Annotated in this window: 21 protein-coding genes; 18 read left to right on the plus strand and 3 right to left on the minus strand. The window is 52.0% G+C overall.

All coding sequences use genetic code 11. The features are described 5' to 3' along the window. The first annotated feature begins 176 nt into the window (after window positions 1–176). The gene (gene glk, locus Y71_RS07845) at window positions 177–1,142 is read left to right on the plus strand and encodes a glucokinase (RefSeq protein WP_007370988.1); all 966 of its coding nucleotides are present in this window, start codon (window positions 177–179) and stop codon (window positions 1,140–1,142) included. Here the strand turns inward: glk and Y71_RS07850 are convergent. Together Y71_RS07850 and Y71_RS07855 are read right to left on the minus strand one after the other, a co-directional pair. Continuing rightward, window positions 1,139–1,867 (minus strand): LytR/AlgR family response regulator transcription factor, encoded by a 729-nt coding sequence (locus Y71_RS07850; protein ID WP_007370989.1) that lies wholly within the window; start codon window positions 1,865–1,867, stop codon window positions 1,139–1,141. The two genes, glk and Y71_RS07850, sit on opposite strands and share 4 nt — an antisense overlap. A 12-nt stretch (window positions 1,868–1,879) precedes the next feature. Continuing rightward, complete coding sequence (locus Y71_RS07855) at window positions 1,880–3,562, minus strand: sensor histidine kinase (protein ID WP_145954129.1); 1,683 nt, start codon at window positions 3,560–3,562, stop codon at window positions 1,880–1,882. Window positions 3,563–3,949: 387 nt separating this feature from the next. On the opposite strand from Y71_RS07855, the gene alaC reads away from it, so the two are divergent. After that, window positions 3,950–5,191, plus strand: a complete 1,242-nt coding sequence (gene alaC, locus Y71_RS07860) for an alanine transaminase (RefSeq protein WP_007370991.1) — start codon at window positions 3,950–3,952, stop codon at window positions 5,189–5,191. Between the two features lie 49 nt (window positions 5,192–5,240). On the opposite strand, the gene ypdK is transcribed toward alaC, so the two are convergent. Continuing rightward, a complete protein-coding gene (ypdK, locus tag Y71_RS29930; protein WP_099458783.1) occupies window positions 5,241–5,312 on the minus strand; it encodes a membrane protein YpdK in 72 nt (23 codons plus the stop codon). A 572-nt stretch (window positions 5,313–5,884) separates the two neighbouring features. Here ypdK and hutH point away from each other — a divergent pair. From hutH to Y71_RS07940, 16 genes are all read left to right on the plus strand, one after another. After that, window positions 5,885–7,408, plus strand: coding sequence for a histidine ammonia-lyase (hutH, locus tag Y71_RS07865; protein WP_007370992.1), 1,524 nt, complete (start codon window positions 5,885–5,887; stop codon window positions 7,406–7,408). A 96-nt stretch (window positions 7,409–7,504) separates the two neighbouring features. Then, window positions 7,505–8,152, plus strand: a complete 648-nt coding sequence (locus Y71_RS07870; protein ID WP_007370993.1) for an ECs1377 family protein — start codon at window positions 7,505–7,507, stop codon at window positions 8,150–8,152. 584 nt (window positions 8,153–8,736) lie between these two features. Beyond that, entirely contained in the window at window positions 8,737–9,234 is a 498-nt protein-coding gene (gene tssB, locus Y71_RS07875) for a type VI secretion system contractile sheath small subunit (RefSeq protein WP_007370994.1), read from the plus strand. Between the two features lie 34 nt (window positions 9,235–9,268). After that, on the plus strand, window positions 9,269–10,816 hold the full coding sequence (tssC, locus tag Y71_RS07880; RefSeq protein ID WP_035889044.1) for a type VI secretion system contractile sheath large subunit: 1,548 nt from the start codon (window positions 9,269–9,271) through the stop codon (window positions 10,814–10,816). An 18-nt stretch (window positions 10,817–10,834) separates the two neighbouring features. Further along, window positions 10,835–12,172 carry a type VI secretion system baseplate subunit TssK gene (gene tssK / locus Y71_RS07885; RefSeq protein WP_007370996.1) on the plus strand — a complete coding sequence of 446 codons (1,338 nt, stop codon included), beginning with the start codon at window positions 10,835–10,837 and terminating at the stop codon, window positions 12,170–12,172. After that, window positions 12,169–12,822: a type VI secretion system protein TssL, short form gene (gene tssL, locus Y71_RS07890; RefSeq protein WP_007370997.1), complete on the plus strand. Its 654-nt coding sequence runs from the start codon at window positions 12,169–12,171 to the stop codon at window positions 12,820–12,822. The genes tssK and tssL overlap by 4 nt, the downstream gene beginning before the upstream one ends. Window positions 12,823–12,825: 3 nt before the next feature. Then, entirely contained in the window at window positions 12,826–14,550 is a 1,725-nt protein-coding gene (locus Y71_RS07895) for an OmpA family protein (RefSeq protein WP_194138580.1), read from the plus strand. A 5-nt stretch (window positions 14,551–14,555) separates the two neighbouring features. Further along, the gene (gene hcp / locus Y71_RS07900; protein WP_007370999.1) at window positions 14,556–15,047 is read left to right on the plus strand and encodes a type VI secretion system effector Hcp; all 492 of its coding nucleotides are present in this window, start codon (window positions 14,556–14,558) and stop codon (window positions 15,045–15,047) included. Window positions 15,048–15,214: 167 nt separating this feature from the next. Further along, window positions 15,215–17,863, plus strand: a complete 2,649-nt coding sequence (gene tssH / locus Y71_RS07905; RefSeq protein WP_035942155.1) for a type VI secretion system ATPase TssH — start codon at window positions 15,215–15,217, stop codon at window positions 17,861–17,863. 1 nt (window position 17,864) lies between these two features. Next, window positions 17,865–18,470 carry a DUF2778 domain-containing protein gene (locus Y71_RS07910; RefSeq protein ID WP_007371002.1) on the plus strand — a complete coding sequence of 202 codons (606 nt, stop codon included), beginning with the start codon at window positions 17,865–17,867 and terminating at the stop codon, window positions 18,468–18,470. Further along, the gene (locus tag Y71_RS07915; protein WP_007371003.1) at window positions 18,467–18,694 is read left to right on the plus strand and encodes a hypothetical protein; all 228 of its coding nucleotides are present in this window, start codon (window positions 18,467–18,469) and stop codon (window positions 18,692–18,694) included. The genes Y71_RS07910 and Y71_RS07915 overlap by 4 nt, the downstream gene beginning before the upstream one ends. Before the next feature lie 80 nt (window positions 18,695–18,774). Continuing rightward, the gene (locus Y71_RS07920) at window positions 18,775–21,315 is read left to right on the plus strand and encodes a type VI secretion system Vgr family protein (RefSeq protein WP_007371004.1); all 2,541 of its coding nucleotides are present in this window, start codon (window positions 18,775–18,777) and stop codon (window positions 21,313–21,315) included. 1 nt (window position 21,316) lies between these two features. Next, window positions 21,317–23,326, plus strand: a complete 2,010-nt coding sequence (locus Y71_RS07925; RefSeq protein ID WP_007371005.1) for a lipase family protein — start codon at window positions 21,317–21,319, stop codon at window positions 23,324–23,326. Beyond that, window positions 23,319–24,086, plus strand: coding sequence for a hypothetical protein (locus tag Y71_RS07930; protein ID WP_035942156.1), 768 nt, complete (start codon window positions 23,319–23,321; stop codon window positions 24,084–24,086). Before Y71_RS07925 ends, Y71_RS07930 begins: the two co-directional genes overlap by 8 nt. Before the next feature lie 48 nt (window positions 24,087–24,134). Further along, window positions 24,135–24,605 carry a hypothetical protein gene (locus tag Y71_RS30650; protein WP_233218428.1) on the plus strand — a complete coding sequence of 157 codons (471 nt, stop codon included), beginning with the start codon at window positions 24,135–24,137 and terminating at the stop codon, window positions 24,603–24,605. Window positions 24,606–24,952: 347 nt separating this feature from the next. Then, window positions 24,953–25,219 (plus strand): PAAR domain-containing protein, encoded by a 267-nt coding sequence (locus Y71_RS07940; protein ID WP_071531985.1) that lies wholly within the window; start codon window positions 24,953–24,955, stop codon window positions 25,217–25,219. The last annotated feature ends 3 nt before the right edge of the window (window positions 25,220–25,222 follow it).

Below are 25,222 nucleotides of genomic sequence, written 5' to 3' on the forward strand. Positions count from 1 at the left end.
ATAGGTCCTTGTAAAGACGTCGGGGCGACGCAGAACAATCTGGCGGCAGCCCGCGGGTTAATCTGTGACGTAGATCGATTATCCTGGGGCACTCGTGTTATCGTCGTTGTTGTTACAGCGCCTTGAATTTACAGTGTGCCAAAGATTTATTCTGACTTTAGCGGAGCCGTAAAAGAATGACAAAGTATGCTTTAGTGGGAGACGTGGGCGGTACCAACGCGCGCTTAGCGTTGTGCGATGTCGACAGTGGTGATATCTCCCGGGCCAAAACTTATTCCGGCCTCGATTACCCGAGCCTGGAAGCCGTAGTGCGCGTTTATCTTGAAGAACATGACGTCAGCGTGGAAGACGGCTGCATCGCTATTGCTTGTCCGATTACCGGCGACTGGGTGGCGATGACGAATCACACATGGGCTTTCTCGATTGCGGAAATGAAGAAAAACCTCGGCTTTGCGCATCTGGAAATTATTAATGATTTTACCGCCGTATCAATGGCGATCCCGATGCTGAAAAAAGATCACCTGATCCAGTTTGGCGGCGGTGAGGCGGTGGAAGGCAAGCCGATCGCTGTTTACGGTGCTGGTACGGGTCTTGGCGTTGCACATCTGGTGCATGTCGATAAACGCTGGGTGAGCCTGCCGGGCGAAGGCGGTCACGTCGATTTCGCACCGAACAGTGAAGAAGAGGGGATTATCCTCGAAGAACTGCGCGCGGAAATCGGCCATGTCTCCGCCGAACGTGTGCTCTCTGGTCCTGGGCTGGTCAATCTTTACCGGGCGATTGTGAAATCTGACGGTCGTTTACCGGAGAATCTGCAACCCAAAGATGTTACCGAACGAGCGCTGGCGGACAGTTGCATTGACTGCCGCCGCGCATTGTCGTTGTTCTGCGTCATTATGGGGCGTTTTGGCGGTAACCTGGCGCTGAATCTCGGTACATTCGGCGGGGTGTATATCGCGGGCGGGATCGTGCCTCGCTTCCTTGATTTCTTTACCGCCTCCGGTTTCCGTGGCGGCTTTGAAGATAAAGGGCGTTTCAAGTCCTATGTGCAGGACATTCCGGTCTATCTGATTGTGCACGATAACCCCGGCTTGCTCGGCTCTGGTGCACATCTGCGCCAGACGCTGGGGCATTTCCTTTAAAGATTCATTAGCTGCCTGAATTCTTTGACTTTGCTGCGGCTGACGGGCACCTGAAAATCCAGGTCCCGCAGCCGCAAGATATAGGTGTTGTTGAACCACGGTTCGATCTCGCGAATTTTATCCAGATTCACGCAGTACGAGCGGTGGCAGCGAAAGAAATGCGCCGTTGGCAGCTTGCTGCAAAACTCAGTGATATTCATCGGCATCACGTACGATTCCCGCTTCGTATAGACGAAGGTCATTTTTTCATGCGCTTCCGCATAATAAATATCGTTAATGCTGGTAACGATAATGCGTTCGTCTTTCACCAGATTAATCGTGGCATTTTCCCGCGATTGCGGGCTGCTGGCGGTACCCGATTGCTGCTGCCAGGCCGCTTCCAGCTTCCGCAGCATGCTGATTATTCGCGACTCCTGGTACGGCTTCAGAATGTAGTCAAACGCTTCCAGTTCGAAGGCTTCGACTGCATGCTCTTTCCACGCAGTAATAAACACAATAAAGGGTTTATGTGCGAACTGGCTGATGTTTTGCGCCAGCAATACGCCATCCAGCGACGGAATATTGATATCCAGAAAAATGGCATCAACCTTGTTGTGCTGTAAATATTTCAGCACATCAAGGCCATCGTCAAAGGTACCGACGATCTCCATCTGGCTGTGCTCTTTTATCAGCCAGCTCAACTCCTGTTGCGCCAGGAATTCATCTTCAACAATGATGACCTTCATCGACTTCTCCAGTTAGGGCAACAATGTGGCGGACGGCGAGCGCGGAACATAAAAGGCGATTTCGGCTCCCGGTGTCAGGCGGCGAATATGTAATCCTTCGCCGTAGAGCAATTTTACGCGCTGGTGAACGTTAAGCAGGCCAATCTTATTGCCCGGCATTTCATCGGCCTCAACGCGGGCAATCATCTCCGGTGCGATGCCGTTGCCGGTATCACGAACCGCGATACGTACGCGGTTGCCGCACTCTTCCACACTTATCGTTACCACGCCTTTGCCTTTACAGGGCTGAATGCCGTGCACAATGGCGTTTTCTACCAGCGGCTGGATCAGCAGACTGGGGATCACACAACTGACCTCTTCATCAATGTCATAAATAACGGTCAATTTGTCGCCAAAACGCGCCTGTTCGATCGCAATGTAATCTTTAATTTGATACAGCTCTTTTTTGATGTCGATCTGCTCATCGTCTTTTAATTCAATGTTATAGCGCAGATAACGCGACAAATTGAAAATCAGTTGTCGGGCGGTATCCGGGTTGAGACGAATAGAGGAAGAAATCGCATTCAGGGCATTAAACAGGAAGTGCGGGTTTATTTTGCTTTGCAGTGCGCGCAGTTCTGCCTTGTTCGCCATTTCACGCAGTTGCTCAGCGCGGGAAACTTCCAGTTGGGTCGAGATAATTTGCGATAACCCGACCGCCATCTCCTGTAAAGAGGAGGTGATCTGATGAGCATGGCAATAGTAGATCTTCAACGTACCGGTGACCACACTCTGCTCCCGTAACGGGATCACCAGCATGGAGTGAATTTCAGGCGTGCGGTGGGCTTCATCATTGTTTTTAATGATAATTTCGCCTGTGCTGATCGACTGATGCGTGGTCGGGCTGAGAATATCGTCGCTGTCGCGATAGTTATTTTCGCCGACACCAACGTACGCCAGCACATGATCGGTATTGGTGATTGCCACGGCATCGGCTTTTATATCGCGACGAATGATATCGCATATCTGACGCAGCGAGTCGCTATTGACGTTACGGAATAATGGCAATGTTTTATTCGCAATATCCAGCGCCAGTTTTGCCTGTCGACCCGCGATAGCCTCTTTTTCCCCTTCGACACTTTGCACCAGCAGCACAATAAAGCCGATACAAACGCTGCCGAGGATCATCGGCACACCGATTTTGGAGACAATATCCAGCCCCAGCGCGATGCTTGGTGCCCAGACAACTACCAAAATCATGGTCAGGCTTTCGCAAATCATTCCGCCAATGATCCCCACGCGCCAGTGCTGCGCTTTGGGAACTTTTCGGTTAATCATTCCCGAAAAAATCCCGGCAATAATACTGGTGATAAAGCATGGAACTGCGGTAACGCCACCAATGTCGATCAGATAGCGGTGTACCCCGGCGATGACGCCGGTAATGATGCCGACCCACGGGCCAAACAGAATCCCGCCAGCCATAACGGCAATAATACGCACGTTAACCAGCGAACCTTCAACCGGCACGCCGGACCAGGTGCTGAACAGGGCGAACATGGAGAAGATCGCGGTAACCGCAAGCAATTCTTTTGGCGTGTGGGCGGTTTTATGCAGCAGTTCGCGAAACAGGCGCATGCGGATCAAAAAGAACAGGCAGATCAGCATTAATGCTGCGCGATCGAAAACCGCCAATAACATATCGAATATTTCGTGCACAGGGGACTCGGTGAATGACGTCAAAAAGCTATGATAAGGAACCCTGTCGCAGATAACCAGTCACCACATTCATTCGTTCAATGGGGAAAGACCATATTTCCAAAAGGGGATTAAAAGATGCTCAAAGGATAGTGGCGAATGGCGAAAGATACTGAAAAATAAAAGTAATTACATTGATATCATATTGTTAAATTTAGCACTCAATTTAGTGATAAGAGGATGAGATTGACTTCCCTTTCCTAAATCGATGTTCCTCTTTTATACCTGACCATTATTTTTCTTTTTTCTCTCGACAGCAGGAAATTTTTCAGGATATGTTTTAAGCACGCTGTGTTGACAGCGACGTCGCTCGGACGGTCCGGGCGCTAACGTTACTCCGAGGAATCTATGGCTGACTTCAGTCCTGAACGTCGTTTTACGCGTATCGATCGTCTTCCCCCTTATGTTTTTAATATCACCGCTGAACTGAAAATGGCTGCGCGTCGTCGCGGTGAAGATATTATCGATTTCAGTATGGGCAACCCGGACGGCGCAACACCAGCGCATATTGTTGAGAAACTTTGCACGGTTGCCCAGCGTCCGGATACTCACGGCTATTCAACTTCGCGCGGCATTCCTCGGCTGCGTCGGGCTATTTCCCGCTGGTATCAGGATCGCTATCAGGTCGAGATCGATCCGGAAACTGAGGCCATTGTGACCATCGGTTCGAAAGAGGGGCTGGCGCATCTGATGCTGGCGACACTGGATCACGGTGATACCGTCCTGGTGCCGAACCCAAGCTATCCGATCCACATTTATGGCGCGGTGATTGCGGGTGCGCAGGTTCGCTCTGTGCCGTTGGTTGAAGGTGTGGATTTTTTCAATGAGCTCGAACGCGCGATCCGTGAAAGTTACCCGAAACCAAAGATGATGATTCTGGGTTTCCCGTCCAACCCAACGGCACAATGCGTGGAGCTGGAATTCTTTGAGAAAGTGGTCGCGCTGGCTAAACGTTACGACGTGCTGGTGGTTCACGATCTGGCTTATGCCGATATCGTTTATGATGGCTGGAAAGCGCCGTCGATTATGCAGGTGCCGGGCGCGCGCGACGTTGCGGTGGAGTTTTTCACACTCTCGAAAAGCTACAATATGGCCGGCTGGCGCATTGGATTTATGGTCGGTAACCCGGTGCTGGTGAACGCGCTGGCGCGCATTAAAAGTTACCATGACTACGGCACGTTTACGCCATTGCAGGTAGCCGCGATTGCTGCGCTGGAGGGGGATCAGCAGTGCGTACGCGATATTGCCGCACAGTATAAGCGCCGCCGCGACGTGCTGGTGAAAGGGCTGCATGAAGCGGGCTGGATGGTTGAAATGCCAAAAGCCTCAATGTATGTATGGGCGAAAATTCCGGAACCGTATGCGGCGATGGGCTCGCTGGAGTTTGCCAAAAAGTTACTGCAAGACGCCAAAGTGTGCGTCTCTCCTGGCATTGGTTTTGGTGATTACGGCGACACCCATGTTCGTTTTGCCTTGATTGAAAACCGCGATCGTATCCGTCAGGCGGTACGCGGCATTAAGACGATGTTCCGCAACGACGGGCTACTGCCAGTGACGCAAAAAAGCGCAACAGAAGATATTGAACCCTAAAAAAAAGGAGCCGCGAGGCTCCTGTTTTTTTCCGCATCAATAGCTCAGGTCAGATCATCAGGGCGAAAGTGCCGGCCCACACAATGACCATCACAGAAATGCCCATAAAGAAATATTTCACGTTCATCGCTCCGCATACGTTTCAGTATGCACTTAATGACCTTAACAAGGACTGAGTATAGAGAGGTGAAACTACGCCAAAACCAAATTGAGAATTATCTCCATTCTGGCCACAGCTCCATCTCAGAATTTCGGGTGAATTCCTCACCAACGGGGGCTAATGTACGCTTAATTTTTTGGCCTTACAAGAGGCTTTTTTTTATGAAATTTTAGTGACTTACAATGTGTCGGGCTTTGGCGACACAATACTTTCGTTGCTAAATAAATTGCCTTTGAGCGACGCAAAAAACGCAAGGCTGAAACGGTTCATTTCCACTTGAATTCTAAGACTTATTTTTTGATGGTGGTCACGTTTTGCACACCAGAAGCATAATGCATACTTATGTCATGAGTAAGAATAGGGGCTTAAATCATATGGTGGAGCGAGCGACATGACTGGCCAGGCGTTGTATAAAACCGTGATTGCAGGCGCAATATAACAAAACTGTATCTTTCTTGTTAAAAGCTGGCTTGCGTGGATATGTATAGACAAGTATATGTATTTATATCCTCACTGCAGAGACTTTGCTGACAATGAAAAATATCACCCTCATCCCCGGCCAACTCACACTGACCCAACTGCGTGATATCTATAGCCAACCGCACCTGTTAACGCTGGATGAGCGCGCCTTTACCGCCATCAACGACAGCGTCGCTTGCGTCAATGCCATCATGGCGGAAGGTCGAACGGCATACGGTATTAATACCGGTTTTGGATTACTTGCTCAGACGCGTATCGCTACCGACGATCTGGAAAATTTACAGCGTTCTTTGGTGCTTTCTCACGCTGCGGGCGTTGGCGAACCGCTGGATGATGACCTGGTGCGCCTGATTATGGTGCTGAAGATCAACAGCCTTGCGCGTGGCTTTTCCGGCATTCGTTTGCAGGTGATCCAAATGTTGGTGGCGATGGTAAATGCAGGTGTTTATCCCTGGATCCCGGCGAAAGGATCTGTCGGTGCGTCCGGCGATTTAGCGCCTTTAGCACATATGTCGCTTACGCTGCTTGGCGAAGGCAAAGCGCGCTGGCAAGGCGAATGGTTGCCTGCAACTGAAGCACTGAACAGAGCCGGGCTTGCTCCGCTGACGCTGGCGGCGAAAGAGGGGCTGGCGCTGCTCAACGGGACGCAAACCTCGACAGCGTTCGCATTGCGCGGCCTGTTTGAGGCCGAAGATCTGTTCGCTTCTGCAGTGGTTTGTGGTGCGCTGACCACCGAGGCGGCGCTCGGTTCACGCCGTCCATTCGATGCGCGCATTCACGAAGTGCGTGGTCAGCGTGGGCAGATCGACGCGGCGGCTCTCTATCGCCATGTGCTGACTGATAATAGCGAGGTTTCACAGTCTCATCACAACTGCAATAAAGTGCAGGATCCTTACTCATTGCGCTGCCAGCCGCAGGTCATGGGAGCGTGTCTGACGCAGCTGCGTTTTGCCGCCGATGTGTTGCTGACCGAAGCGAATGCGGTTTCTGATAACCCGCTGGTTTTCGCTGCTGAAAATGAGGTGATCTCCGGTGGTAATTTCCACGCGGAGCCGGTTGCGATGGCCGCTGATAATATCGCGCTGGCCATCGCTGAAATCGGCTCGCTGGCGGAGCGGCGTATCGCTCTGTTGATGGACAGCCATATGTCGCAACTTCCGCCCTTCCTGGTAAAAAACGGCGGTGTTAACTCCGGTTTTATGATTGCCCAGGTTACAGCCGCAGCGCTGGCGAGTGAGAACAAAGCGTTGTCGCATCCGCACAGTGTCGATAGTTTGCCGACCTCTGCTAATCAGGAAGATCATGTTTCGATGGCGCCTGCTGCCGGTCGTCGGCTCTGGGAAATGGCGGCTAATACCCGCGGCGTGATTGCCGTGGAATGGCTGGCTGCCTGCCAGGGGCTGGATATGCGGGAAGGATTAACCTCCAGCCCGTTACTTGAGCAGGCGCGCCATTTGCTACGTGAACGGGTGTCTCATTACGATAAAGATCGCTACTTCGCGCCGGATATTGAGCAGGCTTCGCAGATGCTGGCGGAGCGTCATCTGGCACTGCTGCTACCGGATATTTTGTCATAAAGGATCACCGGATTGCGGTTCGTTAACTCACTTCCGGTTAAACGCCTGGGTTGGTAAAGTGAAGCATACTGTAACGTGACCAGCAGGGAATTCAGCGTGACCGGAAGAATTGACTATCAGATAGAGAAGTACAGTTTTACGGAAGTGGGTGAAACGCCGCGCCTGACGCAGCAATGGGCCGATGTCGCAGAAGAGTGCCGTCAGACGCAGGCCGGAGCCGAAGAGCGCCTGCGGATCGCGCTGCTGAATGTCGATTATGTCACCAGCTTTGAATTACCTTTCCGGTTGCTGCTTATTCGCGCTCCGCAACTGATCGCCAGCCTGCGTGATGAACTGCAAATCAGCCAGAAAAATGTGCTGTTTAACGGTAAGCGTTTTGGTTGCGTCTACACGTTGAGAAACGATTTGAGCGGTATTCCGGATGAATTTCAGTACCGGCTGTCAACGCGCATCCGTCGGATTGATGCCGAAGGCAATACAGCCGCGCCTTATCAACAGATTGCGAAAGAGACTAAAGCACCGCGTGAGCGTCTTAAAGTTGCGCTGACGGAAGGATTACAGGTAACCGCGCTGGACGGGCTTTTCTGGTTTGGTATTCAGCGAATCGCTGCCGATGTGCAACGACTGAGAAAAACCGGCCTGAAGATAGTCACCGCTGAAACGGACGTTTTTGATAATTTGACCGGAACAACGCGGCGTGTACCAGTCTATCGGCGCGTAGAAGTAGAAAATGAAAGTGCGTGAGGACATTTCTGGCCGGAATATGTGCTCTTTCTTTGCGGTTAATTATTGACTGCATTCTGTTTGGCAGAAGATTAAGCCCTCAGTATGGCTTCCTTTTGCCGTGCATTCACTTTGTCGGTCGAACTGAAAATTCTGATTGCGGGTTTATTTACCATTTCAGGTCGGCCTTAAAATAATTATTGGCCATGTGGTCATGTTTTCGACGTGTTTACCTCATCCATTTCTCCTGTCAGTTTCTTATCCTTTCCATTATTTCGCTCTGTAATTACATCTCTTATCGCGAATGGGTATTTTTATTTTCTTAACATTGATGCATGTCATTTTAAAATCGCATTTTTAACAATGCTCTATCCTTTTTTGTTTTTTCGCTATAAAGCTTTATTTTTAGCAGTGACGATAGTTTGTTTTTCTTATTTATCATAATTACTCTCTTCTTAATTAATGGGTGAAAATTCTTAATTTTCTTATATATATGGTTTAAGAGTTTGTGTATTTGATATTTTGCAGATCATTATTCTATTATTGCGGGCCAGGAAAGGTCGTGCATGGAAAATATGCACAGATATAAACAGAGGGACAGGTAAATGGCTGACAGCTTCCAGAACGAAGTGCCTAAGGCACGTATTAATTTAAAACTTGATCTGCATACGGGCGGGGCGAGCAAAAAAACGGAATTACCACTGAAATTATTGGTTGCCGGTGACTTTAGTAACGGGCAGGAAACTGCGTCACTATCAGAACGTAGTAAGGTAAATATTTCCAAAAATAATTTTGATAGTGTTCTTTCTGAATATTCCCCAAACGTCAGTCTGACCGTTAAAAATACGCTGGCTGATGATGGCAGCGAAGACAACATCAGTCTGACCTTCCGGAGCATGAAGGATTTCACCCCTGAGCAGGTTTCTCGGCAAATTCCTCAGCTGAAGGCAATGCTTTCCATGCGCAATCTGCTTCGCGATTTAAAAGCGAACCTGCTGGACAATCAGGCTTTCCGAAAGGAGCTGGAAAAAATTCTCCTCGACCCGGAATTGAGCGCAGAACTCAGAACTGAGCTGTCAGCCCTGGCACCGAAACAGCCATAACGGTCACTGATGATTTAACGGATTAATAAGGAAGATGCTGATGTCTGTAAAAAATGAGAATGCGACTGGCGGCGAAAGCGTGGTTCTGGAACGCCCTGCGGCAGGCGGGGTTTATGCTTCTCTGTTTGAAAAAATTAACCTGAATCCGGTCTCTGAACTGAGTGCTCTGGATATCTGGCAGGATGCGCAGGCAATGTCTGATGCCACAGCCGATGAGCGTCTGACCGCCGGGATGCAGGTCTTTCTGGAGTGTCTGACAAAAGCCGGTTCTAAAATTGAAAAGCTCGATAAGAACCTGATAGACCACCATATTGCAGAACTCGACTATCAGATTAGCCGCCAACTGGATGCCGTGATGCACCATGAGGAGTTTCAGGCTGTAGAGAGCCTCTGGCGCGGTGTGAAGTCGCTGGTGGATAAAACAGATTTTCGCCAGAACGTGAAAATTGAACTTCTGGACATGTCCAAAGAAGATCTGCGACAGGACTTCGAAGACAGCCCGGAAATCATTCAGAGTGGACTGTATAAACATACATACATCGATGAGTATGACACACCGGGTGGAGAGCCGATCGCTGCGCTGATTTCCGCTTACGAATTTGATGCGTCTGCGCAGGATGTCGCGCTCCTGCGCAACATTTCAAAAGTCTCCGCTGCTGCTCACATGCCATTTATCGGCTCTGCCGGCCCGAAATTTTTCCTCAAGGATTCGATGGAGGAAGTTGCGGCCATCAAAGACATTGGTAACTACTTCGATCGTGCGGAGTACATCAAGTGGAAATCCTTCCGTGAGACGGACGATGCCCGCTATATCGGTCTGGTGATGCCGCGCGTGCTGGGTCGCTTGCCGTATGGTCCGGATACCGTGCCGGTGCGGAGCTTCAACTACGTGGAAGAAGTCAAAGGCCCGGATCACGATAAATACCTGTGGACCAACGCATCCTTCGCCTTTGCATCCAACATGGTTCGCAGCTTCATCAACAACGGCTGGTGTGTACAAATTCGTGGCCCACAGGCAGGTGGTGCCGTGCAGGACCTGCCTATTCATCTGTACGATCTGGGTACCGGCAATCAGGTGAAAATCCCGTCAGAAGTGATGATCCCGGAAACCCGTGAGTTTGAGTTTGCGAACCTGGGCTTTATTCCATTAAGTTATTATAAAAACAGAGATTATTCCTGCTTCTTCAGCGCTAACTCCACCCAGAAGCCGGCCCTGTATGACACAGCGGATGCCACGGCCAACAGCCGTATCAATGCGCGTCTGCCGTATATTTTCCTGCTGTCGCGTATTGCACACTACCTGAAGCTGATTCAGCGTGAAAATATCGGCACAACCAAAGACCGTCGTCTGCTGGAGCTTGAGCTCAACACCTGGGTGCGCAGTCTGGTGACCGAAATGACCGACCCGGGCGACGAGCTGCAGGCCTCTCACCCCCTGCGTGACGCCAAAGTGGTGGTGGAAGACATTGAGGACAACCCGGGCTTCTTCCGTGTGAAACTCTATGCGGTGCCGCACTTCCAGGTAGAAGGGATGGACGTCAACCTGTCACTGGTTTCCCAGATGCCGAAAGCCAAATCCTGAGGCGAGAGGAAATCAGGGATGAAAATTTACCGCCCACTTTGGGAGGATGGGGCCGCTCTGGCCCCGCAACAATTTCAGCAGCAGGCTCGCTGGAATGAACACGTTGCCGACATGGTCGCCCGGATGGGGGTTTCTCATCCCTGGGGCGTGGTGGTGGCGGAATTTGACGATGTAGCACTGGCGCTCTCGCGCCTGAACGCCACCCGTCTGGTGGTGCGCTTTCAGGACGGTACCCTTGTGGATACCGAGCTGGCTGACACGCTTCCTCCGGTCTGTGATTTGTCTTTTGCCGCCGGCAGTGAAGCTGTTGACGTTGTTGTCGCTCTGCCGCTGCTGAGTGCCAGCGGTGGCAACCTTGATAACGGCCAGGACAGTGAGCGCCCGCGTCGCTGGAAATCGGAACGCGTAGTGGTACAGGAACTGGCCGGTCATGAAAGCGGGGAGCTTGCGATCCTGCGTCATGCGCTGACTCTGCGTCTTTCCAGCCAGGAAAACACGGCATACCTGACCTGTCCGGTAGCCCGTCTGGTGCGTAATGCGCAGGGGCAGTGGAGCCGGGACCCGGCCTTTATCCCACCGATGCTGTCTGTTGCCGCCAGTCCGTGGCTTGCCACCGAACTGAATGACCTGCTGGTGCGCCTGCAGGCACGCAGGAAACGTCTGATGGCCATGCGCCGGGAAAGCAATGAGCGGATGGCCGACTTTGCGGTCGCGGATGTCTCCCTGTTCTGGTTGCTCAACGCCCTGAACAGCACCGAGCCGGTGCTGACTGAACTGCTTCAGACGCCTGAGCGTCACCCGGAACTACTGTACCGCGAACTGACCCGCCTGGCCGGCAGTCTGCTGACGTTCTCACTGGAGCATGACGCCGGCGATATTCCTGCTTATCAGCATGCTGCACCGGAGCGGGTATTCCCGCCGCTGCTGGCACTGCTCGATAAGCTGCTGGAAGCGAGCCTGCCGTCACGGGTGGTGAGTATCCACCTGGAGCACCAGGACCAGATCTGGAAAGGGACCCTACACGATGCGCGCCTGCGCGAAGGGGCAGACTTCTACCTTTCCGTACGCTCTTCCATGCCGAACCATGAACTTCAGACCAAATTCCCGCAGTTGTGTAAAGCGGGCAGCTTTGAAGATGTGTCCGATGTGGTGAATGTGGCCCTGAGCGGGATGGTTATCAAGCCGCTGACCCATGTGCCGGCCGCTATCCCGTTACGCCTTGAGAACCAGTATTTCTCGCTGGATCTGAGTAGTGAGGTGGCTCGGGCAATGCTTGAGATGGGCAGCTGCACCTTCTATACCCCGCGCTCGCTGGGGGATGTGAGTCTTGAACTCTTTGCGGTGCTGCGCTCATGAATAAATCCGAACTAAGTCAGATTGAACGTATTTTCTACCCGGGCTGGCTGATGGTCAGTCAGCTGCGAGGTGGTCAGGAAGTCCGGGACGGGGAAGGGCTCTATCGCCGGGCCTGTCGTCTGGTGCAGGAGGCAAAAGGGGCGCTCACGGAGGCAGGTTATAGCGACATCAGTCGTGACCATATGGTGTATGCCCTGTGTGCACTGCTTGATGAAAGCGTGATGAACCGGGGAACCACCGATGATGGTTACCTGACCTGGCGCCGTGATCCGCTGCAGGCACACTTCTTTGGCACCCTCAATGCCGGCGAAGATCTGTGGGAGCGGATCCGCAACCTTCTGAAAGAAACTGCTCCTGACGCCGCTGTCCTGACCTGCATGTACCGGGCCCTGCAGCTGGGGTTCGTGGGGCAATATCGCGCCCAGGATGATGAGCACCGGGAAGATATCGTTCGTGCGCTCGCGGAACGGGTGCCAGCCTTCACGCTGGCACAGGACGCTCCCATTGTTGCTTGTGCTTCACGCCTGCGCAGCGGCCGTCGCTGGTACTGGCTGAGCTGGGTCGTGGCCGCTGTAGCCCTAGTGGCACTATGGTTCTTCCTTTCGTCTTCGCTTTCCGACCTGGTAAGCCAGACCGTCAGGCCGGGGTAAGCGATGCGGGATGCGTACCGAAGTCTGCTAACTGCCCTGGGTGCCGTGCTGGCACTGTGGCTCATTCTGGGATTCTGGCCTCTGTCCACGGGCAGCCGCGTGGCACTCAGTCTGCTGGTTGTTCTGGTGTCCGGGATGATGTTCTGGCGTCAGCGACGGGCTGCGCAGGCGCGGGCGACCGCTGTCCGGGAAATTGTGGATGAAAACCTGCCGCCGGAAGATTTTCAGGGGGCGGTGATCCTCGTTTGTGGCGACAACGCTCCGCTGTTTGTCTCCGGTTCCCGTCACCGGGAAACCCGGCAGGGCTGGTATCTGTGGGTGAAGGATGCGGAACAACTGCCCCTCCTGGCACAGCACATGAGCCTGGTGCGCCCGGCCCTGGTGTCGCAAATCTCCGTCATGCTGGCGGTGGTGCCTGAGCAGTATAAATCCGGTAATGATTTTACCCAGTCTCTGCGGGGCTGGCAGCGTGCTGTCGTCCAGTGCCGCGCAGCATTTGGCACGATCCCACCGCTGTGGACCGTGACCTGGGTATCGCCTCCTGTGGCCTGCGCGGAAGCTGAACCCGTCTGGTTTACCACAGTCAGCCCGCGAAGCGGCATTCAGATGTATCAGCCCGGTCAGGGCAATGTGTCACTGACAGAGTGGACCCGGGAGAGTGGATCTGACGGGCGTCTTTCGCGTCTGAGTCAGGGGCTGTGGCTGGACAGCCTGCTTGCCTGGCAGAACAGCGCAGTCAATGACCTGCTGTCGGTGCGTCAGGGCGAACTGCCGGTGATGAAGCCTTGTGTACAGGGCATGTGCATGGTGCCGGTGAACGGTATCGAGGGCAATCTCTGGCAGCAGCACATCACTACCGTGACGGCGCTGCCACCAGATACCGTTGTGACCACCGAACCACTACCGTTGCCTGAACTGCTGCTGCCGGCGCTGCCGCGCCGACAGGGCGTCAGCCGCAGAATGATGTTCTGGCGTTACGCCGGGTTACTGGGCGGGATTTTCCTGGCACTTGCCATGCTGGCGTCCTGGATGAACAACCAGCGTCTCATTCGTAATGTTGGCGATCACCTTGCGTTATATCACCAGCTGACGGGCAAGCCTTTTGCCCCGAAACTGCGCGCACAGCAGCGCCTCAGAGCCGATGACGCATTGCTGGACGACTGGGCGCGTCGCGGGGAGCCACTGCGTTATCGCCTGGGGCTGTATCAGGGGTTGCGCCTGGTACCGCCTGTTGAGGCCGCCATCAGCGACTGGGCCCCACCGCCACCACCACCACCGGTCATCAAGAAAATCATTCAGGGCCCGAAAACCATCCGTCTCGACAGCATGTCGCTGTTTGATTCGGGCAAATCGGCGCTGAAAGCCGGGTCCACCAAAATGCTGGTGAATTCTCTGGTCGGCGTGAAGGCGAAGCCGGGCTGGCTGATTGTCGTGTCCGGGCATACCGATAACACCGGCAATCCGCAACTGAACCAGACGTTGTCCCTGAAACGTGCCGAAGCGGTGCGCAACTGGATGCGTGATACCGGTGACGTGCCGGAAAGCTGTTTTGCGGTTCAGGGCTATGGCGAGAGCCGTCCGATCGCAACCAATGACACCCCGGATGGGCGCGCGCTCAACCGCCGTGTCGAAATCAGTCTGGTACCGCAGGCCAGTGCCTGCCAGATACCGGGCCAACCCAAAGCGTCATCGCAGGATGATGGCGCATCACAACACAATGGAGAGTAATTCCCATGGCAATTCCTGTTTATCTTTGGCTGAAGGACGACGGCGGCGCGGACATCAAGGGTTCTGTTGACGTTCAGGATCGTGAAGGCAGCATCGAAGTGGTGGCGCAGAAGCATAACCTGTACATCCCGACCGACAACAACACCGGCAAGCTGACCGGTACCCGTATCCACACCCCGTTCCTGTTCACCAAGGAAATCGACTCGTCCAGCCCGTACCTGTACAAGGCGGTGACCACCGGTCAGACGCTGAAGTCTGCGGAATTCAAGTGGTACAAAATCAATGACGCGGGCCAGGAAGTGGAGTACTTCAACACCAAACTCGAGAACGTCAAAGTGGTGAAAGTGAATCCGGTGATGCACGACGTCAAGGATCCTTCTTTCGAGAAGCATAACCACCTCGAGCAGATCGAGCTGCGTTACGAAAAAATCACCTGGACCTACAAAGACGGCAACATCATTCATTCCGATTCCTGGAACGAACGCGCCACCGCGTAAGTCACGAGCGGGCAGAGCTTCTCTGTCCGCATTTTGCTTTTGCTGAGCGTCTGCCTGTGCGGGCGTTGAGCAAAAAACATCACATCCCGGAAACAGACCTTATGGGCCTCGGTAACGGCCAGGGGCGGTAGCGTGCCTGAACGGTCCTCAACAGTGAGCAAGCAAACATGGAAAACCCGGCAATCCTTCTTCGACGTCTCAACCCTTACTGCGCCCGCGCGATGGAAGGGGCAGCCTCTCTGTGTCAGACCCGCGCGCACGCAGAAATCCTGCCGGAGCACTGGCTGCTGAAACTGCTTGAGCAGGGGGAAGGTGACCTGACGGTGCTGGCGCGCCGCTACGGGTGGGACATGGACGCCGTCTGGCAGGATTTGCTGGGCTGGCTGGATAAACAGCCGCGCTCGGTTCGCCATCGTCCGCAGCTGTCTGATGCTATTCAGTCTCTGCTGCAGGAAGCCTGGCTGATTGCCTCGCTTAACGGTGAAGAGCACATCCGCAGCGTCCATCTTCTGATGGCGCTGGTCGATAAGCAGAATCTGATACGCTGCGATGGTCTGTGGCCACTGCTGACCCTGGGCCAGCGTCAGCTGGAACGTCTGCGTCCGCTGCTTGATGGGCAGTCGGATGAACGCCCGGACGTGCAGCAGGAAGCAGAGCTGGCGCAGAGCCACGGTGGCGAGGTGGAGTTTGTCGGCCGTCCGGTGGGTGCAGAACTGAAAGAGGGGGAGCTGACCCCGGCCCTGCAGAATGCGCTGGATAAATTCACCCTCGACGTCACCACCAAAGCCAGAGAAGGCAAAATCGACCCGGTCTTTGGTCGCGATACTGAAATCCGCCAGATGGTGGACATTCTCTCGCGCCGTCGTAAGAACAACCCGATTCTGGTGGGTGAACCAGGCGTCGGCAAAACGGCGCTGGTGGAAGGTCTGGCTTTACGTATCGCAGAAGGTAACGTTCCGGAAAGCCTGAAGCCGGTTATTCTGCGCACCCTCGACCTTGGCCTGTTGCAGGCGGGGGCAGGAGTGAAAGGTGAGTTCGAACAGCGCCTGAAAAACGTCATCGATGCTGTACAACAGTCGCCTACCCCAATTTTGCTGTTTATTGACGAAGCCCACACCATCATCGGCGCGGGTAACCAGGCGGGAGGCGCAGATGCGGCCAACCTGTTGAAACCTGCGCTGGCGCGTGGCGAACTTCGCACTATCGCCGCCACCACATGGTCTGAATATAAACAATATTTTGAGCGCGATGCTGCCCTGGAGCGTCGCTTCCAGATGGTGAAGGTGGACGAGCCGGACGATGAGACGGCGTGCCTGATGCTCAGAGGTCTGAAATCCCGCTATGCCGAACACCATAACGTGCACATCACTGACGATGCGGTCCGTGCGGCCGTCACCCTGTCCCGTCGCTACCTGACCGGCCGCCAGTTGCCGGACAAGGCTGTTGATTTGCTGGATACCGCCGCCGCGCGCGTGCGCATGAGTCTTGATACTGTGCCGGAAGCCATTGTACGCCTGAAATCCCGTCTGATAGCGCTTGGGATGGAAACACAGGACTTGCTGGAGGACATCGCCGCAGGAGCATCGTCACACGGTGACCGACTGGCAGTCATTGACACGCTGCGTACGGAGCTTGAGTCGGAGCTGAAAACGCAGGAAGCCCGTCTTGAGGTAGAGCGCCAGCTGGTCGGGGAGCTGATAGCCTGCCGTCAGGACATCAGTCGTCAGGCAGATATTCACACCCTGCAGCAACAGCTGGATTTTCTGCAGCAGGACGGTGCACTAATCCGGCCGGATGTGGATATCCGTATGGTTGCCAACGTGATAGCCGACTGGACCGGCGTTCCGCTCTCCTCCCTGATGAAAGATGAACAGACCGAACTGCTGACACTCGAAAACGAAATCGGCAAGCGCGTGGTCGGGCAGGACGTGGCGCTGACCGCCATCGCCCGGCGCCTGCGTGCGGCAAAAACGGGTCTCACGTCCGAGAATGGTCCGCAGGGCGTGTTCCTGCTGGTTGGCCCGAGTGGCGTCGGTAAGACCGAAACTGCACTGGCGCTGGCGGACGTGCTGTACGGCGGTGAGAAATCCCTCATCACCATCAACCTGTCCGAATACCAGGAGCCGCACACGGTGTCGCAGCTGAAAGGCTCGCCTCCGGGTTACGTGGGTTACGGTCAGGGCGGCATTCTCACCGAAGCGGTACGTAAGCGCCCGTATAGCGTGGTGCTGCTTGATGAAGTGGAAAAGGCGCACCGCGACGTGATGAACCTGTTCTACCAGGTGTTCGACCGGGGCTTTATGCGCGACGGCGAAGGGCGTGAAATCGACTTCCGCAACACCGTCATCCTGATGACCTCCAACCTCGGCAGCGATCACCTGATGCAGTTGCTGGACGAACAACCAGAATCCACCGAAGGTGACCTGCACGAACTGCTGCGCCCGATATTGCGCGACCACTTCCAGCCCGCCCTGCTGGCCCGCTTCCAGACCGTCATCTACCGTCCGTTAGCGGAAACCGCTATGCGTATCATCGTGGAAATGAAACTGGCACAGGTCAGCAAGCGCTTACATCGTCACTACGGCCTGACCACTAAGATTGACGAAAGCCTGTATGACGCGCTGACTGCCGCCTGCCTGCTGCCGGACACCGGCGCGCGTAACGTCGACAGCCTGCTCAACCAGCAAATTCTGCCAGTGCTGAGTCAACAACTGTTGACCCACATGGCCGCGAAACAGAAACCACACTCCCTGACGCTCGGCTGGAGCGATGAGGAAGGGATTGTACTGGCGTTTAATGAGGCGCACGGAGGCTGAAATGCAGATTTGCATGATGGATTACGGCAACCTGTCGGCGGATGGCAAAACGGCGTACCTGAAATGCTACGGCATCGGGACTTTTGAAGTGCTGACGGGCGTGGATTTTTATATCAATAATCCTGACTGTGCTGACCATGAAAATGCTGCTATCCCGCCGGGGACTTACTGGGTGACCGACAGGCCTGCCGGCAGCTTGTATAACCGAGTCCGGGCAGAGGCGATCGATGCCTGGCATGGTTACCGAAATCATCATTCCGAATGGTTTGCCCTTTTCAGCGATAAAACTAAAAGAGACGGCATCATGGTGAATGGCCTGAACCGTACAGGATTTCGTCTTCATCCTTTGAACAGCGATGGTTCCGGTGAGTCCTGGGGCTGTATCACCCTTCGCCGGTCCAGTGATTTTCAGCACCTGCGACGTCTGCTACTGCAGAGAGGAACCTTCCCGGTTCCTGGCGGCAATGGTCTGAAGGCCTGGGCCCGTATCGATGTGCGTGGTACCCCGGACTACAGCCTGTGTGATAAAGAGACCGAAGCAAGAAAAGAGGCTGATAAACGCCGGACGCAGCAGGCGCTGAAAAAGCGCGCGGAGAACGCCGAATGAAAATCCTGCTGTTTATTGTGCTGTTCTCGAGCGGGATCCACTTCATTCCTGATGCATGGGTTGCGAGTTTTGTGAAGGCCCATATCCCGATTCGCGGTGACGGGGAAAACGCGATGGACAGCTTCGAGATGCATATCATCGTGATTAAAACAACGTTGTGTGCTGTCGGATCGTACCTCCTGATGAAGCTGCTCTTCTGGCTGAAAAATCGCAAAAAAAGATAATCTCTTTCTCACTTCCTGTGACAAATGCTGGCCCGCGCCAGCCCTGACGGAATAACCGAATACACAATGGAGTCAACGCCATGAGCCTGACGGATACCCTGAACACGATGGTGGCCACCGTCACCGGAAAAGCCCTGAACCGCTACCGCCTCGATATTCCTTCCTGTACGGCCGATATCGATGTGGAGGACTTCAGCGGCTCAGAAGCGATGAGTGAGCTTTACTGCTACACCATCAACTTCACCAGTGCCGACAAGAACATTGATGCCCGCCAGATGCTGAGCAAGCCGGCGACCCTGACCATGGGCGCGGGCAATTTGCTTTCCCTGACGGAGCGTAAGGTGGTTCACGGAGTGGTGACCCGTTTCGAGCGTACCGGTGGTTCAGCAGATGAAGCGCAGTACTGCATTGTGCTGGAACCGTTCCTGGCATTACTGGGGAATCAGTTCCGTACTCATCGCTTTTTCGTCAACAAGTCGGTGCCGGAAGTGGTTGCAGAGGTGCTCACGGAGCATGGACTGAAAGGCTGGGAGTTTGAGTTTACCCTCAAAGCCGACTATCCAAAGCGTGAGCAGATTAACCAGTATCAGGAAAATGACCTCGCCTTCATTGAACGCCTGCTGGCGGAGGTGGGGATTTTTTACTTCTTCACCCTGCAGCCTGATACCCAGACCGAAGTGGTGCACCTTGCGGACAAGCAGAGCGCCTGGACGTTTGGTAAAAAACTCCCACTGAACAGCCCGTCAGGGGCGAATGACAATGCGGCCGACTCGGTGTGGGATGTGCACGTGTGGCATAACGTAGTGGAGCGCTCGGTCACCGCCAGCGATTACAACCACCGCGAAGCCCAGAACGTCCTGACGTCCGTGCCGGCGGACATGACCCGCGGGGACGGGGAAGGGAACACTTACGGCGATGTGTACCATTATCGCCCGCGTCACCTTGAACGTGGCGATAAAATTAACCCCGCAGCGGAAACAGGTAACTACTGGGCGCGCCTGGAGCATGAACGCTACCTTTCCACCCAGACCACTGTAACTGGCAGCAGCACCGACCATACCCTGGGTCCGGCTCAGGTGTTGACTATCACCGAAACTGCTATCCCGCCGACGCTGCCGCGTGAAACCGAAAACGGTCTCGTCATCATCAGCGCCGGTTACTCTGCCAGCCGTCAGAACGCGCTGAAGGTGGAATGGGCGGCTATGCCGTACTACGAGAACCGATGCTGGCGTCCAGCCGCGAAAAAGCGTCCGGTGGTCAGCGGCACCCTGATGGCGCGTGTGACCAGTGCCAAAGATAACGACATCTACGCCTGGCAGGATGCATCCGGCATGTACCGGGTGAAGTTTGATGCTGACCGCGACGATAAACGCCAGGGCATGGAAAGCATGCCGGTGCGCTTTGCCAAACCTTACGGTGGTGACAAGTACGGCTTCCACTTTCCGCTGATACAGGGTACTGAAGTCGCCATTGCCTTCCATGAAGGCGATCCGGATCGGCCGTATATTGCCCATGCCATGCACGACTCCCGCCACGTTGACCACGTTACTGAAGCCAACAGCAGCCGAAATGTGATCAGGACTGCAGGCCTGAACAAACTGCGGATGGAGGACAAGCGCGGCGAAGAGCACATTAAGCTCAGTACCGAATACGGGGGTAAGACCCAACTGAATTTAGGGCACAACGTCAATGCTTCCAGGGTTCTTCGTGGTGAAGGGGTAGAGTTGCGCACTAACGACTGGGTCAGCGTTCGTGGTGGTAAGGGCATTCTGCTTACTGCAGATGCTCAGCCTGACGTCGGCAGTAAAATGCTTGAAATGGACAGGGCTGTAGAACAACTGGAGCAGGCACTCACGCTGGCAAGAAGCCTCCAGGCCGCTGCGAAAGGGGCACAGGCAACAGTATCTGACATCGACAGCCAAAAGACGCTAAACAGCTCACTGAAATATCTAAAAATGCCAGGATTGCTGGCCAGTGCTCCCGCTGGAATAGGCATTATCAGTCCTGAGGCTGTCCGGCTTGCTTCAGGCGGGGCAAGTATTGGCCTTATGTCAGGTAAAAACACGGATATCAGTACCGGGCAATCATTCACTGTAGCGGCAAGCGAAGCTGTAAGTTTGTTTGCACAGGCTGCAGGAATGAAAATGTATGCTGGAGCTGGGAAGGTTGACATTCAGGCGCAGGCAGATGCCATGAATGTCTCAGCATTACAGGACATCACTGTCGCCAGTAGTCAGGGGAGCGTGAAGGTAAATGCCAGCAAGGAACTGATTTTAAGTTGCGGCGGCGCTTATATAAAGCTTAGCGGTGGGAATATTGAACTGGGGTGTCCGGGAAATATTTTGCTGAAAGCGGCCAATGTTAATCAGACAGGCCCTGCCAGCTTAGATACACCGCCGGTGACTTTCCCGAAAGGGTACAGCGAAGGGTTTATCACAACGTCATCCGCCAGCGGAGCAGTAAAGCCTTTCACCACATATAAAATTACGACGGCTGAAGGAGATGTTTATGAGGGCATTTCCGGTGCAGAAGGAGAGACTTCTCCAATATTTACGTCTATGCCATCGCAGTTAAAAATCGAATATCCGCGCAATATTGCTGATAGCCAGGAGGGCGAATAACATGACTACCGCTGTATCCTCACTCTGCCGTAAAAATCCCCATGCTCCATGTGAAGAGCAAATGCCCTACTGGGTCGAATTTCAACTGGTTGATGAGCAGGGCGATCCCGTGGCGAATATGCCATGGACTGTGGAAAGCGCTCATCCTGTTTCCGGGCCGGTGGAGGGATTCACTTATTCTGGTCAGAGCGATGCTGACGGGCTAATCAGGATCGATATGCCGCACGGTCTGGAGCTGAGGCTGACGTTAGATGGCAATCAGCTGGCTACGGAAATGGAACAACGTGCTTTACGCGTTAGTCGCGATGCGGAAAATGATTCTATTGTGCGTCCTGAAGCTGAAGAGAAAGGGTATATCTGGCACTATGCAGTTATCGGTGAACTTTGCCGTACCCTTCCTTCCGTTAAACTACGAAAAGGAGAAGTGTGGCCGCCATTTCATTTTCCGGCAGACAAGGTTATGAAAGGGTTGACGATAAGGTCAAATCAGCTTGAAAAACGTCATGTAATAGAAATATGTCCGTTCCGGGCTTGGGAACTTGTCTTACATCATCAGAAAGATTATTCGCTGGCGAATGCTATAAATTTAGGCGGAGGGGCTTGCTTAGCATATGTAGATGATAATGTGTTTGATGAAAAATCAATAACCCGCTTTTTCATAAGTCAATGTCAGGACTTAAAGCAATTACCAAAGTTTCATAAAGGTAGCAATACTTACAATGCCCTTGTATGTGATGTTCCCTATAGCGATCGCTATAATCCACCGGTGTTTATGGATACATCAAAAAATACCGGTGGATCTTCATCTGATGCCGGGAGCACTCCGAAAAATAATAGTACTACAGGCAAAGCCGATGGCGATACTCAGTTATATTACGTTTATAACTCGGATAAAGTGATAGTTTCATGGCGCGGCACAGCAAGTTTATATGACGTTGGAACTGATCTTTCATTTGCTCCGGTAAATACTCAAACATGCAATGCGGATAAGACTGAGTGTGCTGAATTGCTTTCGGCTGGAAAAGTTCATGATGGTTTTTGGAGTGGCTATTGTCGAGCCGAACGAAAATTTGAAGACCAAATGTTAGAGTTGGAACAATTAGCAGGTGGTTTGAAGTTATTCATATGTGGTCATAGCTTAGGTGGTGCATTAGCTTTGATTCACTCCGCGAAGCTAAAGAATTTAGAGCCTAAGCTATATACATATGGAATGCCTCGAACATTTACAAAAGATGCTATCCAGCAGTTATCCGGCATAACTCACTATCGTCATGTTAATGACAATGACCCGGTTCCTGCTGTTCCTCCTGAAGCTAATGTTGATAATGAACTATACAATTTGTGGGGACCAGTTGGTGCATTATTAGGTATGACTTGGTCCGTAGGTGAATTGATGGCATATCAATTGAAATCTTGGGGGGATTGTTTTTGGCATCATGGGAAAATCGTTGCATTTTTCACGGCAACGCAATTTAGAGAATGGAAAGAGTGTAAAATTAGTTTTCCTGAACCAGCTGGATGTATAACTTTGAGTGGCCCGCTACCAATTACAGCAAAGCTTTATCTGGTACCATCATTTGCAGAGGTGGAATCTGAAGAAGCTGGGAAAAAACAGCATGAATATAAAAAATCATTAACAGCAAATGATTTAAGTAAATATTTTCCTGAAGAGCAAAACCCATCCAGATTCGCGGATTTAACTTTTGGGGAGCACTTCATGACATCTTATATGCCTTACATTAATAACAAAATTCTTGGTTTGATTGATAAAAAAGGTCTGAGTAAGAAGAAACACTTTACTGAGCATGCTGAAAATATTGTGAAATTTAAAGATCAAATTTCGGAAGATCGAAAATATATTCCCGACACTGAGATTAAGCGAAATGAATTGTTTCTCTTGCTGGAAGATAGGCTTGATGTGGCATTAAACACTACACTCTCAATGAAAGATGGTGGTAATGCTCTGGAACGTTTTGCTTTGTATGGAGAAGAGGATATGGAAAATGCATAAGTTGATAAAAATTATCGCTGTTTGTCTGTCTGCATTTATTTTGAATAGCTGCGCACAGACAATGGATAAAACACTTTCTCCGCCTTCAGACACGAAGTGGGTGAATGTTGAAGTTAAAAACCCATCGCGTTATACCAAACCTTTTCCACTTGAGGTGACTTACATTTCGCATAAATGTCTTAAAAACAGGACCAGTGGTTTTGATGGTTCGTCGGTCACTGAACCGAGCTATAACGGAACGAAAATCCCGCTCCAGCAGCAGGGTAAAAGCGATGTCTGGATTGCTAAGGTTGCGATGAGAGGCGGTGGGTCATGTGACTGGACATTAAGCGAGTTCAATTTAGGAATTGAGTATATAGATGCAACGCATCTTGGAGAAGACCTTGCTCCTGGAGCTGCAGTAGGTGCAACGATTGCATTTGATAACGATGCATCAAGAAATGGTCAGTTCACCTTTGTGAAGGGGGATGTTAGGTTAACTCCGAAATATTATCCATATATAAGAGAGTGGCATTTGGTAAGGCAAAAAAATGAGCTAACCTTTCTTGCAAAGGAAAGATTTTTTTCTTATAGGGCGGAGGGGGCGCCAGCGATATCATATATGCCAATGATTGATGAAAGTAAAGTTGTTAGATATATAGAGCCAAGAAAAAAAACGGATGACTCTCATCCCACTATAATATACCCGGATGGAACAGTTGTATCTGACGGTTCAACTTTTCCTGACTTTGACAAAGTAGATGGAATGAACAGTAAATGATTCTTTTATGATTGTATGGTTGTATCTGTTATATCCGGGGGTATAGGAATGCATAATTCGATAAAAATTATCACTGTTTTTCTGTCTGCATTGATTTTGAATAGCTTTGCACAGGCAATGGATAAAACCTTATCTCCACCGGCGGACACAAAATGGGTCAATTTTGAAGTAAAAAATCCATCTCAGTATACAAAGCCATTCCCGCTTGAGGTTAGATACATCTCGTATGAATGCATGAAAAAGAGAATCAGTGGATTTGACGGCTCAGTTGTCACAGAACCCAGCTATAACGTTATCGGGATCCCAATGATGCCAAGAAGTGGAAATATCTGGGAAGCAAAAGTGGCTATGACTGATGGTGGTTCATGCAAATGGACTTTAAGTGCAGTAAATGTAGGTGTTGAATATATAGATGCGGCCCATCTTGGGAAGGATCTTATCCCAGGCTCTGCTGTAGGTGGAACGGTTGCATTTGATGATGATGCCTCTAGGAATGGACAATTTGAAATCATAAGTTGAAATAGATTCAATTACGCCCCTAAATATTACCCCGTATTAGAACGGTGGAGTACTCAAAAGAATTCTACAAAATCAGATAAGCTGAACTTATTTGGGGGGGAAGTTCCTTTTTTGATGTTCGTTTGATTGTAAAAGATAATGATGTCTGGGTGAATTACCATCCAATAATCGAAGAAAATAAGAAAGTTGAGATGATATTCCCTTATGAAAAGAAAAAAGGAGTGGCATTCACTTTTGTATACCCCAATGGTGAAAGGGTGTCATCGCGAGAAATAAAACCTGACTTTAAAAAGGTTGATGAAATGAAAGTTAATTGATTGTGTGTTTTTAATAGTCGAGAATTAAATATGACAAAAGGTTTGGTTTTACTTGGTGACAAAACTTCTCACGGCGGAAAAGTGATCTCCGCCTCTTCCAATATTACTGTCGACGGGAAAAAAGCCGCATTGGTGGGTGATATGGTGAGTTGTCCGGTAGATGGGCATGGAACTAATCCTATCGTGGAAGGATCACCGCACCGGACATTTAACGGCCGCGCTGTTGTCGTCGATGGCTGTAAATGTCAGTGCGGTTGTACTGTAATTTCAAGTGCTCAGAACAGCACGGTAGGATAAGCA

Origin of the sequence: Kosakonia radicincitans DSM 16656 (assembly GCF_000280495.2) — a bacterium.
In the GTDB taxonomy this organism is placed as follows: domain Bacteria; phylum Pseudomonadota; class Gammaproteobacteria; order Enterobacterales; family Enterobacteriaceae; genus Kosakonia; species Kosakonia radicincitans.